This is a genomic window from Paenibacillus sp. 05T425 (assembly GCF_056396205.1).
Map to the genome: position 1 here is coordinate 445838 of NZ_JBFTLA010000003.1, position 17305 is coordinate 463142.

Annotated in this window: 13 protein-coding genes; all 13 read left to right on the plus strand. The window is 52.3% G+C overall.

The annotated features are described in order from the left end of the window. The first annotated feature begins 18 nt into the window (after positions 1–18). The 13 genes from bshC (at position 19) to spoVE (ending at position 17303) form a co-directional block, all read left to right on the plus strand. Entirely contained in the window at positions 19–1659 is a 1641-nt protein-coding gene (bshC, locus tag AC1DF0_RS08690) for a bacillithiol biosynthesis cysteine-adding enzyme BshC (protein WP_477573680.1), read from the plus strand. 22 nt (positions 1660–1681) lie between these two features. Then, positions 1682–2944 (plus strand): adenosylhomocysteinase, encoded by a 1263-nt coding sequence (locus AC1DF0_RS08695; protein ID WP_442051914.1) that lies wholly within the window; start codon positions 1682–1684, stop codon positions 2942–2944. A 130-nt stretch (positions 2945–3074) separates the two neighbouring features. Further along, positions 3075–4088: a DUF4349 domain-containing protein gene (locus AC1DF0_RS08700; RefSeq protein WP_477573681.1), complete on the plus strand. Its 1014-nt coding sequence runs from the start codon at positions 3075–3077 to the stop codon at positions 4086–4088. Between the two features lie 249 nt (positions 4089–4337). After that, positions 4338–4775 carry a division/cell wall cluster transcriptional repressor MraZ gene (gene mraZ, locus AC1DF0_RS08705; RefSeq protein ID WP_442051916.1) on the plus strand — a complete coding sequence of 146 codons (438 nt, stop codon included), beginning with the start codon at positions 4338–4340 and terminating at the stop codon, positions 4773–4775. A gap of 30 nt (positions 4776–4805) precedes the next feature. Next, a complete protein-coding gene (gene rsmH, locus AC1DF0_RS08710; RefSeq protein ID WP_442051917.1) occupies positions 4806–5756 on the plus strand; it encodes a 16S rRNA (cytosine(1402)-N(4))-methyltransferase RsmH in 951 nt (316 codons plus the stop codon). A gap of 18 nt (positions 5757–5774) precedes the next feature. Then, complete coding sequence (gene ftsL / locus AC1DF0_RS08715) at positions 5775–6185, plus strand: cell division protein FtsL (protein ID WP_477573682.1); 411 nt, start codon at positions 5775–5777, stop codon at positions 6183–6185. A 12-nt stretch (positions 6186–6197) separates the two neighbouring features. Next, positions 6198–8582 (plus strand): penicillin-binding protein, encoded by a 2385-nt coding sequence (locus AC1DF0_RS08720; protein ID WP_477573683.1) that lies wholly within the window; start codon positions 6198–6200, stop codon positions 8580–8582. Between the two features lie 129 nt (positions 8583–8711). Then, positions 8712–10652 (plus strand): stage V sporulation protein D, encoded by a 1941-nt coding sequence (locus AC1DF0_RS08725; RefSeq protein ID WP_442051920.1) that lies wholly within the window; start codon positions 8712–8714, stop codon positions 10650–10652. Positions 10653–10782: 130 nt separating this feature from the next. Then, positions 10783–12270, plus strand: coding sequence for a UDP-N-acetylmuramoyl-L-alanyl-D-glutamate--2,6-diaminopimelate ligase (locus AC1DF0_RS08730; protein ID WP_442051921.1), 1488 nt, complete (start codon positions 10783–10785; stop codon positions 12268–12270). Then, positions 12267–13682, plus strand: a complete 1416-nt coding sequence (locus tag AC1DF0_RS08735) for a UDP-N-acetylmuramoyl-tripeptide--D-alanyl-D-alanine ligase (RefSeq protein ID WP_477573684.1) — start codon at positions 12267–12269, stop codon at positions 13680–13682. Before AC1DF0_RS08730 ends, AC1DF0_RS08735 begins: the two co-directional genes overlap by 4 nt. A gap of 4 nt (positions 13683–13686) precedes the next feature. Continuing rightward, positions 13687–14643, plus strand: a complete 957-nt coding sequence (mraY, locus tag AC1DF0_RS08740) for a phospho-N-acetylmuramoyl-pentapeptide-transferase (RefSeq protein ID WP_477573685.1) — start codon at positions 13687–13689, stop codon at positions 14641–14643. 67 nt (positions 14644–14710) lie between these two features. Further along, on the plus strand, positions 14711–16159 hold the full coding sequence (gene murD / locus AC1DF0_RS08745; protein ID WP_442051924.1) for a UDP-N-acetylmuramoyl-L-alanine--D-glutamate ligase: 1449 nt from the start codon (positions 14711–14713) through the stop codon (positions 16157–16159). Between the two features lie 46 nt (positions 16160–16205). Further along, positions 16206–17303 carry a stage V sporulation protein E gene (gene spoVE / locus AC1DF0_RS08750; protein ID WP_442051925.1) on the plus strand — a complete coding sequence of 366 codons (1098 nt, stop codon included), beginning with the start codon at positions 16206–16208 and terminating at the stop codon, positions 17301–17303. The last annotated feature ends 2 nt before the right edge of the window (positions 17304–17305 follow it).

Here is a 17305-nt window from a genome sequence, read left to right on the forward strand (position 1 = left end):
GAGGGTTTTGGCTGCGCTATGAATAACGAAACGTATAAGCTGACGAGTGCTCAGCCTTTGACAGAAGCATTCATATATCGGACAGATGAACGTGTTCATGATTTGTACGGCTATCATCCCGGAAATGAGCAGGACTGGGCCTCGAGGCTCGATAGACTTGCTGCAAGCGCCAATGTAAGAGCGAATGCGACGGATGTTGCCAACGTATTAACGGCTTATCAGGCGGGGTTGAAGCCGTCTTCAGAGACCGCTTCGAATATTGCCGCTATTGCGGAAGGGGCGCCGGTCGTCATAGGCGGCCAACAGGCTGGACTTTGGACAGGGCCGCTTCTCGTTATACATAAAGCTGTATCTATTATCGGCGCCGCCAAGTCGGCGAGCGCGCAGCTGGGAAGAAAGATTGTGCCCGTGTTCTGGATTGCCGGCGAAGATCATGATTGGGATGAAGCGAATCATGCTTATGTGCTGACTGCGGAGCAGGAGCTGCGCAAGCTGAGCTTGGCAAGACCGGAAGGGGCTCGCACCTGTGTAAGCCGGACGACAATCACGGAAGAGGTATGGGAGCAGCTGCTGCAAGAGCTTGAGGCAGCGTTGCCGTATTCCGAGTTCAAGGGACCGATCGTTGAAGAGCTGCGCGAAATGGCGCAACATTCGGGGTCGTTGTCGGATATGTTCGCTGCAATTCTTAGCCGTCTGTTCGGCAACGAGGGACTTGTGCTACTGGATGCCGACGACCCGGCGCTGCGCCAGGTTGAAGCTCCTCTATTCAAGCAAATAATCGAGAGAAACGATGAGCTGGAGCAGGCGTATGCGGCTGCTGCTAATCAAGTAACGGCGCTGGGTTATTCGCTGCAGGCCGATGTTGTAGCGGGCAGTGCGAACCTGTTCCTTTTCCAAGCGGATAAGGGGGATGAGCGTACGCTGCTGCATAAGCATGGCGGCTCGTTCCAAGATCGCAAGCAATCGATATCGCTGACGAAGGATGAGCTGCTGCAGCTTGCAGAGAGCCGTCCAGAGCAATTCAGCAATAACGTATTGACGCGTCCGATTATGCAGGATTTTCTGTTCCCGGTGCTTGCGACGGTACTTGGCCCAGGCGAGATCGCCTATTGGGCGTTGACCGGCGGTGCATTCCGTACGCTCGGCATGGAGATGCCGATTATCGTTCCGCGCATGTCGTTTACTTTAATTGAGGGAACGGTCGCGAAGCATATGCAGAAGTATGAGTTGAGCTTCGCCGATGTGATGGAGCAGTTCGAGGATCGGAAAGCGGAGTGGCTGAAGCAGCAGGACGGTCTCTCGATTGAAGGGCAGTTCGATAGCGCGAAGCAAGCGTTCATTGAACTATATAAGCCGCTGCTTGATCTGGCGACATCAGTAGCTCCATCGCTTGCGAAGCTAGGTGACACGAATATGCAGAAAATCGTAGAGCAGATTGAATATATGGGCTCGAAGACGGTGGATACGTTCAATAAACAGTTCGAAGCGTCTATTAGGCAATTAGACCGGATCGGCTTGTCCATTAAGCCGGCGGGCAAGCCGCAAGAACGCGTGCTTAACATGGTAATCTATTGGAATAGATACGGTCTTAATTGGTTGGATAAATTGCTTGAAGCGCCTTATAGCCGTTCAGGCGGTCATGAAATCGTATATCTATAATACTGGAGGCTGACGAAACGAAATGAGCACTGTAGACAAAAGCATTATTACGGATATATCTTTAGCGCCGGAAGGCCATCTCAAAATCGATTGGGTCAGCGCCCATATGCCGGTGCTAAACCGCATTCGCGAGCAGTTCGAGAAGGACCAACCTTTCAAAGGGCTGAAAGTAACGATCGCGCTTCATCTTGAAGCGAAGACGGCTTACTTGGCCAAAGTCGTTCAAGCCGGCGGTGCGGAAGTTACGATTACGGGCAGCAACCCGCTCTCGACACAGGACGATGTGTGCGCAGCGCTTGTGGAGGACGGAATTACGGTATTCGCTAAATACAATCCGTCTGCTGAGGAGTTCAAGGCGCTCAACATTAAGGCGCTGGAATCAAAACCGGATCTCATTATTGACGACGGCGGCGACTTGGCAACGATTCTTCATTCCGAGCGCAAGGATCTCGCTGTTAATCTGCGCGGCGGCGCGGAAGAAACGACGACAGGCATCATTCGTTTGAAGGCCATGGAGAAGGACGGCTCGCTCGCATTCCCGATGGTGGCGGTTAATGACGCGTATTGCAAGCATTTGTTCGACAATCGTTACGGCACAGGCCAATCGGTGTTTGATGGCATCAATCGTACGACGAACCTCGTTGTTGCTGGCAAGACGGTTGTTGTTGTCGGCTACGGCTGGTGCGGCAAAGGCGTTGCAATGCGTGCAAAGGGACTTGGCGCGAACGTCGTTGTAACGGAAATCGATGCCATTAAGGCGGTCGAGGCTTACATGGACGGTTTCGCTGTTATGCCAATGAGTGAAGCGGCTAAAGTCGGCGAAATATTCGTTACCGTAACAGGCAACCGTGATGTTATTCGCGGCGAGCATTACGAAGTAATGAAGAACGGCGCAATTTTGTCCAATGCCGGACATTTCGACGTAGAAGTGAACAAACCGGAACTTGCGGCGCTATCGAGCAGCATTCGTACCGTTCGTAAAAATATCGAAGAATATAAGTTGAAGGACGGACGCAGCATCTATCTGCTTGCCGAAGGACGACTCGTGAATCTTGCGGCTGGCGACGGCCACCCTGCGGAAATTATGGATATGACATTTGCGCTTCAAGCATTGTCGCTTCGTTATGTGAACGAGCAATACAAGGATCTTGGCAATCATGTGGAAAAGGTTCCTTACGTGCTGGATGAGCAAGTTGCGCGTTTGAAGCTGGAATCGCTAGGCTTCAGCATTGATACGCTGAGCGAACAGCAGAAGGCGTATCTGGACAGCTGGAAAGAAGAATAGATGATAGGGAAAGACGGCCGTCGGGGCAACCCGGCGGCTTTTTTGCGTTTCAAGCGGTTAACGTGCCAGCGTGGAAACCTTTTGCCGCCATTACACGTCAGTATGGAAAAATAAGCAAGGGGGAGTTTCAATGGTACTGAGAATAAGAAAGGGTTGGCGCTGGTTCACACCTTTGGCGGTCATTATGCTAATGCTGCTCACGGCTTGCGCTTCTGCCGATATGAACAGCAGCAGTCAGAAGTCTGATGGCAACGGAGCATCCGAAGAAGGGACCGCCGCCAGTGGGGATATGATCTTCTCAGATGAAGTTGCAAAAGCTCCTATGGAAGATGGTGGAGATAGCGATGGTGAAGTTTCACAGTCCGGAACAGGCTTTGCTAGTGGGGCGGCATCTCAAGAGGAGGGGTACAGCCAGAAAATTATATATTCGGCGGCGCTGACGATGGAGGTAGAAGAGATAGAGACGGCGAAAACTGCGCTCAAGAACGCCATTCATCAGAGCGGTTCGTATATCTTGCAGTTCCAGGACACGAAGCAAAGCGGAGAGGTTGGTTCGACGTATACGATTAAAGTGCCCGCGGACGGCTTCATGCCGTTCATTGATCGGATCGGTGAGATTAAGCATAGCCACTTCGAAACGAATGTGAACGGCAAGGATGTCTCGGAGCAGTATGTCGATACGGAATCAAGACTGAAGGCGAAGCAATTGGTGGAGTCTAGGCTGCTTGTCATGATGGAGCAGGCAACGAAAGCCGATGATCTGCTTAAGTTCTCGGATCAGCTGTCCGCCGTGCAGGAAGAAATCGAAGTATTGAAAGGCCGGCTTCGTTATCTGGATCATAATGTGGCATATTCCACTATAGAGCTCCGTCTCTACCAAACGGATCAAAGCTTATACACAGCCAGCGGGGAGAAAAAGGGGCTTGGCGCCAAAATGTCGGATGCGCTGACGGGCAGTGCCGAAACGGTAATTGACGGATTGAAGCTGCTGCTTGTATTCATCGCAGGAGCGATCCCCGTACTTCTTCTTCTCGCCATTATTGCCGCTCCGATCATATGGTTCATGAAGAAGAAACGGGGACGGGCGAGCGGCGGCAGCAACAATCCGCCGGCAGATGACGACCATTTGCCTCCTGCCTTGTAGACGATCAAGGGAGTAAGGGCGCGAATTTATCGGGATGTCGAAAATATTCCTTTCTTGACGAATATGGGATATAGGTACTAGTTCCTAAGTTAATTTAGTCCTATTCGTGACTCTATAACTAAAACTGAACAATTTAGCAAAAATCCTGCTCACAGAGCAGGATTTTTATTTTAGGTGGCGAACTAGTTTATCTTAGTGGGGAAAAGTGGGGGAAAGTGGAGAGTTTGTGGGGAGGGGTGGAGCGGACTTATGTTTATGGGGGAGTTTCAACATAGCATCGATGAAAAAGGCCGCATTATTATCCCAGCAAAGTTCCGCGATTCACTCGGTTCCACCTTTATCGCTACCCGCGGTCTCGATAACTGCTTGTTCGTCTACCCGATGAGCGAGTGGGCCGTACTGGAAGAGAAACTTAAATCATTGCCGCTAATGAAAGCGGATGCTCGTGCGTTCACCCGGTTTTTCTTCTCCGGTGCAACGGAATGCGAGCTGGACAAACAGGGAAGGGTAAACCTACCCAGTCATCTGCGCGATTACGCGAAGCTGGACAAGGAATGTATGGTATTGGGCGTGTCCGGCCGCGTGGAAATATGGAGCAAACAAACATGGGACGGCTACTATGAGCAATCAGAGCAAGCGTTCAACGAAATTGCGGAGAAGCTCGTCGATTTCGATTTCAACTTCTAGAGATGACAACAAGATGAGGAGGGCGGATACGTGTTTCAGCATATTACCGTGTTATTGGAAGAAGCAGTTGATGGCCTCGATATTAAGCCGGACGGCATTTATGTCGATTGTACGCTTGGAGGAGCGGGCCATAGCGAGTTAATTGCGTCACGGCTAGGTGACGGAGGACGTTTGATCGCATTCGATCAAGACGATCTGGCGTTGGATAACGCTCGCGTAAGGCTTGCGCCATATATGGATAAAGTAACGCTCGTCAGAAGCAACTTTCGGGAGCTTGAGCAGCAGCTGCTTGGCTGCGGAGTGCCAGTGAAGGACGGGATACCTCAGGTCGACGGCATCCTATTCGATCTTGGCGTCTCAAGTCCACAGCTTGACGAAGCGGAGAGAGGTTTCAGCTACAATCACGATGCGCCGCTTGATATGCGGATGGATCGCGAAGAAGATTTGACTGCTCATGAGATTGTGAATACGTGGGAGGAGCGGGACATATCCCGTATACTCGATCGTTACGGCGAAGAGAAGTTCGCGCGCAATATTGCCAGATCGATCGTGAAGGCAAGAGAAAAGGCTCCGATCGAGAAGACCGGAGAGTTAGCCGAGCTGATTAAGATGGCAATTCCGGCAGCGACCAGAAGGACCGGCGGTCATCCGGCGAAACGTTCCTTCCAAGCGCTGAGGATAGCGGTTAACGATGAGCTGGGCGCAGAGGAAGAAGCGCTTGAGCAGGCGGTCAGATGCTTAAGTCCGGGCGGCCGGGCATCGGTCATTACGTTCCATTCGCTGGAGGATCGTATCTGCAAGCAGATTTTCGCGAAATATGTTGAGAAATGCACATGTCCGCCAGACTTTCCTTTATGTGTATGCGGGAATGAAGGCGTTCTGAAATTAGTGAATCGCAAGCCGATTGTACCAAGCGATAGAGAGCTTGAGATGAATCCGCGGGCAAGGTCGGCGAAGCTTAGAGTCGCTCAAAAATTGTAAGCTAGAGGGGGAATTGAGATGGCGTACGTGAATGGCAATTTGGCACTACAACCGAAGCGCAAGTCGGAGCAGCAGCAACAGGCTATCCGAGAAACGAAACGTGTAGTGGTTAAGAAAAAAACGATACCGATGCAAGAAAAACTGCTCTATTTGTTCACTGTCCTGATGTGCGTTGTTGTGGCCTTTGTCATTATTTCCAGATACGCGCAAATCTACGATATGAACCTTCAAATCAAGCAACTGAACAACGAATACAAAACGCTGAATATCGAGATGGAAGAACTGAAGAAGCAAGTCGAGATATTAAGCGCTCCTGAGCGCATTCGCAAGATGGCCGAGACGCAAGGCATGGTAAGCATAACCGACAGCGGTATTACGGTGAAGACCGGCGTGAACGAAAACGGCGTACAATCCGCTATGCGTGAATAGGGTGGTTGAACGATGAAGAAAAGAATTAAATTGCGGACTTTGGCATTTGGAGGGATAATGACCCTCCTTTTTCTCGTTTTAATAAGCCGAATCTATTGGGTGCAAGTCGTAGAGGGAGCAGATTGGTATGAGAGGGCCAAGCAACGTTGGTCGGCTCAGGAGACACTTGTAGCGAAGCGCGGGACGGTTACAGACCGCGACGGCAACGTGATCGCGATGGATGCGCGGGCATACACGGTTGCTGTTAACCCGCAGGCGATCAATGATGCCGGAATTACAGAAGAAGTGATAGCGGGTCTACATAAAATATTGAATAAGCCGGAGTCCGAGCTGCGTAAGCTCGTGACGGCAAAACGTGAGGACGGTACATTTTACAGTCAGCGGGAAGTGCGGCAGGAGGGCTATAAGATCGATAAAGCGCTGGCGGATCAAGTCAAGGCGTTGCGCGACGAACTGAAAGAGCAACTGGCAAAGGATAAGAAAAAAGGAGTGAATGATGTTGGCATTTATTTGATGGATGAGCTGAAACGGTATTATCCTAGTCAATTGCTAGCCTCGCAATTAATAGGTTTCGTAGATAGGGAAGGCAAGGCGAAATCTGGCGTAGAGGCTTATTTCAACGATCAGTTGGAAGGCGTAAACGGCGAGATTAAGTTCCTGAAGGATGGCAAGCGTGTCCAACTGTCTGACGGGGAAGTGGAGTACCAAGCGCCGAAGGATGGCCAGAATATTGCCCTGACGATTGATAGCAACATTCAGAATTATGTGGAGGAAGCTCTGCGCGAAATAGTTGCAAAATACAATCCAAAGAGCATTACGGCTATCGCCGCGGATCCGAATACGATGGAGATACTGGCGATGGCGAATATGCCGGAGTTCAATCCGAACTCGTACTGGGACAGCAATTATGCCAATTACAATAATCATGGCGTCGTATCGTTGTACGAACCGGGCTCGACGTTCAAGATCATGACGCTTGCAGCCGCGGTGGAAGAAGGGGTTTTCAATCCGAACGAAACGTATAAGTCGGGCAGCGTAACGATCTACGGCGATACGATTCGCGATATTCAACGCGGCGGCTGGGGGACGATTTCTTATCTAGACGGCCTTAAGCATTCCAGTAACGTCGCCTTCGTCAATCTAGGCTATCAGAAGCTGGGTGCGGAGAAGCTGCGCGATTATTTGACTAAGTTCGGTTTCGCCCAGAAAACGGGTATCCAGCTTAACGGCGAGCGAACGGGCGTTATAAACATGCAGTATCCGATTGAGGTAGCGACTGCGGCGATCGGGCAAGGGGTTGCGGTAACGCCGATCCAACAGGTGGCTGCCGTAGCGGCTGTTGCGAATGGCGGCAAGCTGATGCAGCCGCAAATCATTAAGAGCATAACCGATCCGACGACGAATAAAACGACCGTATTTGAACCAAAGGTCGTTCGCCAGGTCATCTCGAAGGAGACCTCGCGCAAGGTTGGCGAATATTTGGAGCAGGTCGTATCCGACCAAGTGATTGGTACGGGCAGAAGAGCGTTTATCGAAGGCTATCGGATAGCGGGGAAGACGGGCACGGCGGAGAAGTCGATCGACGGCAAATATTCGGAGGACAAGTTCGTCGTTTCTTTTGTCGGCTACGCGCCGGTAGAGAATCCGAAGATCGTTTTGTATATTGTGGTCGACGAGCCAGATGACAGCACGGTCGGCGGCGGTTTTGTTGCAGCGCCGGCATTCCGCGAAATTATGCTGAAGAGCTTGCGTCATATGGGCATCATGCCGGATACAAGTTTAATTAAGGAAGAAGCTAAGAAGGAAGCTGCGATCGTCGTGCCTAAGGTGACGGATCTGCTGCTTGCACAAGCGAAAGCGACATTGGCACCGAAAAACCTTACGTTCGAAATTATTGGCAATGGCAAATCCGTTCTGCAGCAAATTCCGGCAGCCGGCAGCGTCGTTAACCCGAGTCAGCGCGTCTACTTGCTAACGGAACAGCGAGACAAGCTTAAAGTGCCGGATATGACAGGACTCTCCTTGCGCGATGCGCTAGAGATTACGACGTTGCTTGGCATTCAGCTTATCCCTGAGGGGCAAGGCTACGTCGTTTCGCAGAAGGAAGAGACGAAGAACGGCAAGCGGTCGCTTAAGATTGTATTGGCGCCTCAGACAGGGGCGGATGCGATCGTAGAAGAAAATGGAACTGCTGAATCGGATACAGGCGATCAATCAAAAGGTGACGAGCCTTCTTCGGGCGAGCAGAGCAGTTCGAATTCAACCAACGATGGCGAAGCTGAGGGTGAAGGTACATCCGAGAGCAACGATAGCGCAAACGATAATGGAAGCAGTAATAGTGGCAACAGCGGTAACGAAAGCGGCGGCGAACAGCCGAACTCGATTACCTCGGAGTAGCTTGCAAGCTTGCTGCATGTGGCTTTGCGGCACAAAAGCTTGTTCTATAACCCCCTTGTCCCGAATAGGTTGGGAATGAGCGTTAGCGTACGCTCGTCTTAATCAGCGGGGCTTAAGGGGGAACATGTAATGAAGGTATCAAATGTAACGGTGAGAAGACGCTTATTTATCGTGCTCCTGTGTGCCGGAGTATTGTTCATTGCATTATGTGTCCGTCTTGGCTATGTTCAGCTGTGGATGGGCGAGAAGCTGGCCAGTAAAGCCGAAGACTCTTGGAGGCGCAACATTCCTTATGCGTCCAAGCGCGGAGAGATATGGGACCGAAACGGCGTTCAGCTTGCGTATAATATAAGCTCGCCAACCGTTTTTGCCATTCCGGCTCAAATTAAGGACAGGCAAGCAGCCGCAACGGCGCTTGCGCCGCTTCTGGATATGTCCGAAGAAACGTTGTATAACAAAATGAAGCCGGGAACGATGATTGTAAGCTTGAAGCCGGGCGGCCGCAAGATGACGCTGGACAAGGCACAGCAAATTCGCGATTTGAGTATTCCCGGCATCGTCGTAGCCGAAGACAACAAACGATATTATCCTTTCGGAAGCTTGGCGGCGCATGTGCTTGGCTTCACCGGTATCGACAACCAAGGGCTTACTGGCGTTGAGTCTAAGTTCAACGAGGAGCTGAGCGGTGTCGCGGGCAATGTATCGTTTCTTGCTGATGCGGCCGGTCGGCAGATGCCTAATTCCTCAGATACGTACATACCGCCTAAAGACGGCTTGACGCTTCAATTGACGATTGACAAGGCCATTCAATCGGTGATGGAGCGGGAGCTCGATCAAGCGATGACCGGGCTGCAAGCCAACAGCGTCATTGCAATCGCAATGGATCCGAAAAACGGTGAAATTCTAGGCATGGCAAGCCGGCCGACCTATGAGCCGGCGAATTATAAGCAAGTTGCATCCGAAGTGTATAACCGGAATTTGCCGATCTGGATGACGTACGAGCCAGGCTCGACGTTCAAGATCATAACTCTTGCGGCGGCATTGGAAGAGAAGAAGGTTAATCTGACGAATGAGCGCTTCTTCGATCCTGGCGCGATCGAGATCGGCGGCGCTAGACTTCGCTGCTGGAAGAAGGGCGGCCATGGCAGTCAGACATTCCTTGAGGTCGTAGAAAACTCTTGCAACCCGGGCTTCGTCACGTTAGGCAATCGTCTTGGCAAAGAGAAGCTGTTCGAGTATATTAAAAACTTCGGCTTCGGGCAAAAGACGGGGATTGATATTGGCGGCGAGGAAAATGGCATTTTGTTCAAGCTGAACCAGGTTGGCCCTGTAGAGCTTGCGACGACCGCATTCGGTCAAGGCGTATCCGTCACGCCGATTCAACAAATCGCAGCCGTGTCGGCGGCAATTAACGGCGGGACACTGTATAAGCCGCATGTGGCAAAATCATGGATCAATCCGAGCACGGGCGAGACCGTTCAGACGATTGAACCCGAAGTTGTGCGCCAGGTCATATCCGAAGATACCTCAAGACAGGTAAGGGAAGCGCTGGAGAGCGTCGTAGCCAAGGGTACGGGCCGCAACGCCTTCATCGACGGTTATCGCGTCGGCGGCAAGACAGGAACGGCGCAGAAAGTCATTAACGGACGTTATTCGCCGAATGAGCATATTGTATCGTTTATCGGCTTCGCTCCGGCTGACGATCCGCAAATCGTTATCTATGTTGCGGTCGACAATCCTCAAGGGATTCAGTTCGGCGGGCTTGTAGCGGCTCCGATCGTGAGAAACATGATGGAGGACGCGCTAACGATTCTAGAAGTTCCTCGTAGAGATAAGCAGATCGACAAAACGTATAAGCTTGGAGAGACACCGATTATCGCTGTGCCGAATCTTGTAGGCAAAACGGTATCGGACATTTACGAGGATATGAACATGAACTTCAACCTGACGTCGGCCGGATCTGGCAGAACGGTCATTCGCCAAGCGCCTGCAGCAGGAACGAGAGTAGAGCGCGGATCGACGATTCGAATCTATTTGGGCGACGAGGATGATATAAACCATTCGCATTGATTATACTATACGGATCGTTAACGAGTAATTAACGAACGTTTGCTCTATTCTGCCGATCAATTAACGATTGGGCGCGCGCCTGCATATATTGAATCCTGTCGAGTTACATCGAGGGAGGAGACTTTTGCGGATGCGTATTATCGAACTAGCTGAGCTGCTCATTACCGCAAGGCTTATAGGAGACGGAGAAATAGCGCCAACCGGCATTGCTTCCGATTCACGCAAGGTGGAGAACGGTCAATTGTTCATTTGCTTATCGGGGAGCAAGACGGACGGACATCTGCACGCGCCAGAGGCAGTACGCCGCGGCGCATGCGCAATCGTGGCAGAGAGAGAACTGGATATCGATATTCCTCAACTGATCGTGAAGGATAGCAGACATGCGGCAGCCGTCATCGCTGATCATTATTACGGCTATCCAAGCCGAGCAATGAAGCTGATCGGCGTTACAGGTACGAACGGCAAGACGACGACAACGTATTTGATTGAACAAATATTGCAGGACCAGCAGCAAGCGACGGGCGTGATCGGTACGATAGAGTGGAGATATGGCGGCCGCGCCTTCGAGGTGTCAGGCACGACACCCCATTCGATAGAGCTGCATCGTTATCTCGCAGAGATGAGAGATGCAGGCACTGCTTATTGTGCGATGGAAGTATCCTCGCACGCGCTAGCCCAAGGCAGGGTGAAGGGCTGCCGTTTTCGCACAGCGGTATTCACGAACCTGACGCAGGACCACCTCGATTACCATCAGACGATGGAGAGTTACGCGGCGGCCAAAGGGCTGTTCTTCTCCAGGCTGGGCAATACATTCACGGCTGATGCATCTGAACGAACGTATGCGGTGCTTAATGCCGATGATGAAGCTTCCGCGTATTTCACGAGGCTGACTTCGGTGGATGTCGTGACCTACGGTATTGATCATGAAGCGGATGTGCGCGCTTCGAATGTTCGCATTACAGCAAGCAGAACAACGTTTCATGTCGCGACGTTCCGGGGCGAGATCGACATTTCGCTCCAGATGGCGGGCCGCTTCAACGTATATAACGCGCTTGCCGCCATATCGGCCGCTCTTATCGAGGGTGTTGAGCTGTCGCGCATTAAAGCTAGTCTTGAATCTATTCCGGGCGTGCCCGGACGAATCGAATCCGTTCATGCGGGTCAGGACTTCGCCGTCATCGTGGATTACGCCCATACGCCCGATGGACTTGAGAATGTGCTGCTTGCTATCCGCCAGTTCGCGGAGAAGCGAGTACTGTGCGTGTTCGGGTGCGGAGGAGCTAGAGATCGCAAGAAGCGGCCGATAATGGGGGCGATTGCGGCGGCTTACTCGGATTATGTGCTAGTTACATCAGATAATCCTCGCACAGAGGATCGTTTTATGATATTAAAGGATATAGAGGTTGGTTTGCGAGAGGCCATGATTGGCTCGAATAAGTACGAACTAATTGCTGATCGCAAAGCCGCTATTGAAAAAGCGGTTGAAATGGCAAGCCCAGGCGATGTAGTATTGATTGCGGGGAAAGGTCATGAAAACTATCAAGAGATTGAAGGCGTCAAGCATCCATTCGATGATCGCAGTGTAGCGAGAGACGCGATAAGGAGATTATTACATTGATTAGAAGAACGATTGAACAGATAGCGCAGATGGCTGGAGCAAGATACGCCGGAAGCAGCAAGGATATGATCATACATGGCGTGACGAAAGACTCACGCCTTCCTTCGGCTGGCAAGCTGTACGTGCCGATTATCGGAGAGAAGTTCGACGGTCACGGCTTTGCCGCGCAAGCGGTGGAGAACGGGGCGGTCGCCTCGCTGTGGAAAAAAGGACATGAAGTGCCGGAAGCGCTGGCAGATGTACCGTTGCTTATCGTGGGCGATACGCTTGTCGCGCTTCAGCGTCTTGCGGCTGCGTACCGCAGCGAGCTGCCCGTGCGCGTTGTTGGTATTACCGGCAGCAACGGCAAGACAACAACGAAGGATATGACAGCTGCAATCTTAGGTACGACCTACCATGTCCATAAGACGGAAGGCAACTTGAATAATGAGATCGGTCTTCCCATGACGGTTCTCGAGTTCGAAGAAGAGATTGAAGCTGCGGTGCTGGAGATGGGAATGAGCGGCTTCGGTGAAATCGATCTGCTGACGAAGATCGCTCAGCCCGATGCAGCGATCATTACGAATGTCGGCGACGCACATATGCAGCAGCTTGGTTCAAGAGAGGGCATTGCCAAGGCCAAGCTGGAAATTACGGCCGGACTCGGCGACACGAGCGTCTTATTCTTCAATGGCGATGAGCCCCTGCTCAAGGCAGAGCTTAGCGGCATGACGTTGCCGGATGGGCTGCGCTGCCGTACGTTCGGTCTTGGCAGCGGGAACGAGTGGTCGGCGACCGATATCGTGCTGGAACCGGAAGCTTCTACGTTCACTGTTCTATATAATGGGGAACCAAGCGAGCTGCAGCACATTCGCGTACCTGTTCCGGGCGTGCATAACGTCAGTAACGCGCTAGCCGCAATTGCGGTTGGCAGGTTATTCGGGGTTCCGACTGCAAGCATTGTAGAAGGCTTAAGCGCGATTAAGCTGACAGGGATGCGTATTCAGCCGGTACGAGCGTTCAACGGCGCTATTATGCTGAATGATGCGTACAATGCGAATCCGACCGCTGCTCGCGCAGCAATCGATTTGATTGCGGAGCTGGACGGCTTCCGCCGTAAATGGATCGTGCTTGGCGATATGCTGGAGTTAGGTCCTGACGAGAATCAGTTCCATTATGATCTAGGCGCGTATATAACGCCTGACAAGGCGGATGCGGTACTTACGTTCGGAACGTTGTCGGAGCATACGTCAGCCGGTGCAAGAACACAGTTTGCGAAAAGCGGCGCCGATGCGTCGGTCATTCATTTTGAAGATAAGGAAAAGCTTGCAGGTTGGCTCGCGGAGCAGCTTGCGCCGGAAGACATCGTGCTCGTCAAAGGCTCTCGCGGCATGAAGATGGAACAGATTGTCCAAGCTTTAGAAACGAGGTGAGGAAATGGATATGATGGTCATCTTATTCTCTATAGGCGCTTCCTTTCTGCTAGCTGTTCTGCTAGGACCATTGTTCATTCCCGTGCTTCGCCGCATGAAGTTCGGCCAGCAAATTCGGACGGACGGCCCGCAAAGCCATCTGAAGAAAAGCGGGACGCCGACGATGGGCGGCATCATTATTATGGTGGCGCTCATGATCGCCTTCCTGAAGTTCGCGGATAAGACGAATGAGTTCTGGGTGCTGCTTGTCGCATCGCTCGGTTTCGGTCTCGTCGGCTTCCTTGATGATTATATTAAAATCGTATTCAAACGCTCGCTCGGCTTGACGGCTCGGCAGAAGCTGCTCGGTCAGCTGCTGTTCTCGATTATCGTCTGCGCGCTGCTCTACAATATGGGTCATAGTACCGAGGTGTCCATTCCCGGTACAGGCTGGGGCGTCGATCTCGGATGGTTTTATTACCCGCTAGTCGTCATTATGATGTTCGCGGCAAGCAATTCCGTGAACTTCACGGATGGACTTGACGGCTTGCTTGCGGGGACAAGCGCAATCGCATTCGGCGCGTTCACCATTGTTGCTCTGCAGACATCGTCGCATGAATCGGCTGTATTCTCCGCGGCTATGGTAGGAGCGGTGCTCGGTTTCCTAGTCTTCAATAAACATCCGGCTAAAGTGTTCATGGGCGATATGGGCTCGCTTGGCATCGGCGGAGGTATCGCAGCAGTGGCGATTCTGACGAAGACGGAGCTGCTGCTTATTATAATCGGCGGCGTATTCGTACTTGAGATGCTGTCCGTGATCCTGCAGGTCGCTTCTTTCAAGCTTCGCGGCAAACGGATATTCAAGATGAGCCCGATCCATCATCACTTCGAGCTGGTCGGTTGGTCCGAGTGGAAGGTCGTTACGGTGTTCTGGCTTGTCGGACTAGTTTTCGCAGCGCTTGGCTTGCTGTTCGTTATTTAAACATAGAAGATTCAGCGGCGCCCTAGTCACAAGGCGTCGCTATGATCCATAGAAGGGACTGTCTGTTATGAATCATCCGTCAGCTTACGAGGGTAAACGGGTCGTCGTACTCGGTTTGGCCAGAAGCGGCGTTAGCGTCGCCAAAGTATTTCATAGCCTCGGCGCCGAGGTTGTCGTTAACGATATGAAAAAACGTGAATTATGCCCCGAAGCGGACGAATTGGCTGCTTTGGGCATTTCTGTGCTATGCGGTTATCATCCGAACGATCTCGTAACGGCTGAAACCGCGCTGTTAGTCAAAAATCCAGGCATTCCATATACGGCAGCACCTGTTCAGCAGGCTTTGGAGCATAACGTAGAGATTATTACTGAAGTTGAGGCTGCCTATTGGCTTTCACCCGCGCCGATCATCGGCATTACCGGCAGCAACGGCAAGACGACGACGACGACATGGCTTGGCGAGCTGCTGTCAGCAGCAGGCCTTTCGCCGATTATCGCCGGCAACATCGGCCGTCCGCTCTGCGAGGCTGCGCTTGAGGCATCGCCAGAGCATTGGCTTGTGGCTGAGCTTAGCAGCTTCCAGCTTAAGGGGACAATCGCTTTCCGGCCGCATATAGGCCTATTGCTCAATCTGGCGGAGACGCACCTTGACTACCATGGCGGGATGGACGATTATATTGCATCGAAAGCGAAGTTATTCGCGAATCAGACGGCCAAGGACGTCGCTGTCCTTAATTGGGATGATCCCGTTTGCCGCAAAATTTCAGAAGGACTTGCAGCGAAGCTGCTGCCATTCTCGTTATATGAACGACTGGAGACAGGCGTATATGTGGAGCCTCCGTTCAGCCGGGAAGAAGAGAAAGCGGCGTCCTCGAGCGAGGCCGTGGCTAGGAAGATCGTATACCGCTCAGGCTTGGAGTCGGACAATGACGCCATCGTAGTCGTACCAGTCGATGAGTTAGGTATTCCAGGCCGTCATAACGTTGCTAACGCGCTTGCGGCCGTTGCTGCAAGCATAGCGGCAGGGGCTGAGATAAAGCGGCTTGTAGAGCCCCTGCAGCAGTTTAAGGCGGTTGAGCATCGGTTGGAGTACGTACGCGAGGCCGGCGGCGTTAAATATTATAATGACTCGAAAGCGACCAATCCTGCTTCAACAATGATGGCAATCGGATCGCTGCCGGGTAAAATTGTATTGATTGCGGGCGGGCTTGACCGCGGCTCCGACTACATGGAGCTGCTGCCAATCTTCCGCGATCGGTTGAAAGGGCTTGTCGCGCTTGGCGAGACGCGCGGCAAGCTGGCCCGCGTTGCCGAGCTGGCAGGTTTAGGCAACGTCGAAATCGCCGAACCTGTGGAGGACGCCGAGCAGACGCTGCGACTAGCGGTTAAGCAGGCGGCGGCTCTTGCTGAGCCTGGTGACATCGTGTTGTTGTCGCCGGCCTGCGCGAGCTGGGATATGTTTGCCTCATACGAGCAGAGAGGGCGCATTTTTAAAGATTCAGCGCATACCTTGTAAGTAGGGGGCATGTCCCTACTTTCCCATGCTAAGAGGTGTGTTCGCTATGGTTAAAGCGCGTTCTGCCCCGGATATTTGGCTGCTGACAGCGATTGGGCTAATTCTGGCGATCGGGCTTGTGATGGTTTACAGCGCGAGCGCCGTGCTTGCTTTTCATGAGCACGGCGATCGTTTTTATTTTGTCAAACGCCAGCTTTTGTTTGCCGGACTAGGCGTAGGTGCGTTACTATTTACTATGAATACGCATTATTCGACGTGGAAGAAATGGGCGCCGGCAGCGATTCTCGTATGCTTCGGTCTGCTCATTATCGTCTTAATCCCTGGCGTAGGCGTCGTTCGCGGCGGCGCGCGCAGCTGGCTGGGCATTAGCTCGTTCGGCATCCAGCCGTCTGAGTTCATGAAGCTGGCGATGGTCTTGTTTCTTGCCAAGTGGCTGTCGGAGAAGCAGCAGACGATTACGCAGTTCACGAAAGGGCTTATGCCGCCGCTTGGCCTCGTAGGTCTTGCGTTCGGACTTATCATGTTGCAGCCTGATCTCGGCTCAGGAACGGTTATGTTAGGCGCATCGATCATTCTTATTTTTACGGCTGGTGCCCGAATGGCGCATTTGGGCGGACTTGCCATGCTAGGTGTAGTTGGTTTCGTAGGTCTGATCCTAGCTGCTCCTTACCGGCTGCAGCGGATTACGAGCTTTCTCGATCCATGGGCTGATCCGCTTGGAGGCGGCTATCAGATCATTCAGTCCCTCTATGCGATTGGACCGGGAGGTTTGGTCGGCCTCGGACTTGGAATGAGCCGTCAGAAATACAGCTACTTGCCTGAACCGCAGACCGACTTTATATTTTCCATCGTTGCCGAGGAGCTGGGCTTCATTGGCGGCGCTGCTTTAATCTTATTATTCCTTGTGCTCATATGGCGCGGCATGCGCGCGGCGATCTCGGCTCCGGATACGTTTGGCAGCCTGCTCGCTGTCGGCATTACGGGCATCGTCGGCGTTCAAGTGTTGATCAATATTGGCGTAGTCATCGGGATGATGCCGGTAACAGGCATTACGCTCCCGCTTATCAGCTATGGGGGATCATCGCTGACGCTGCTGCTAACCGCGCTTGGCATTTTACTTAATATATCCCGTTATTCGAGGTGAAG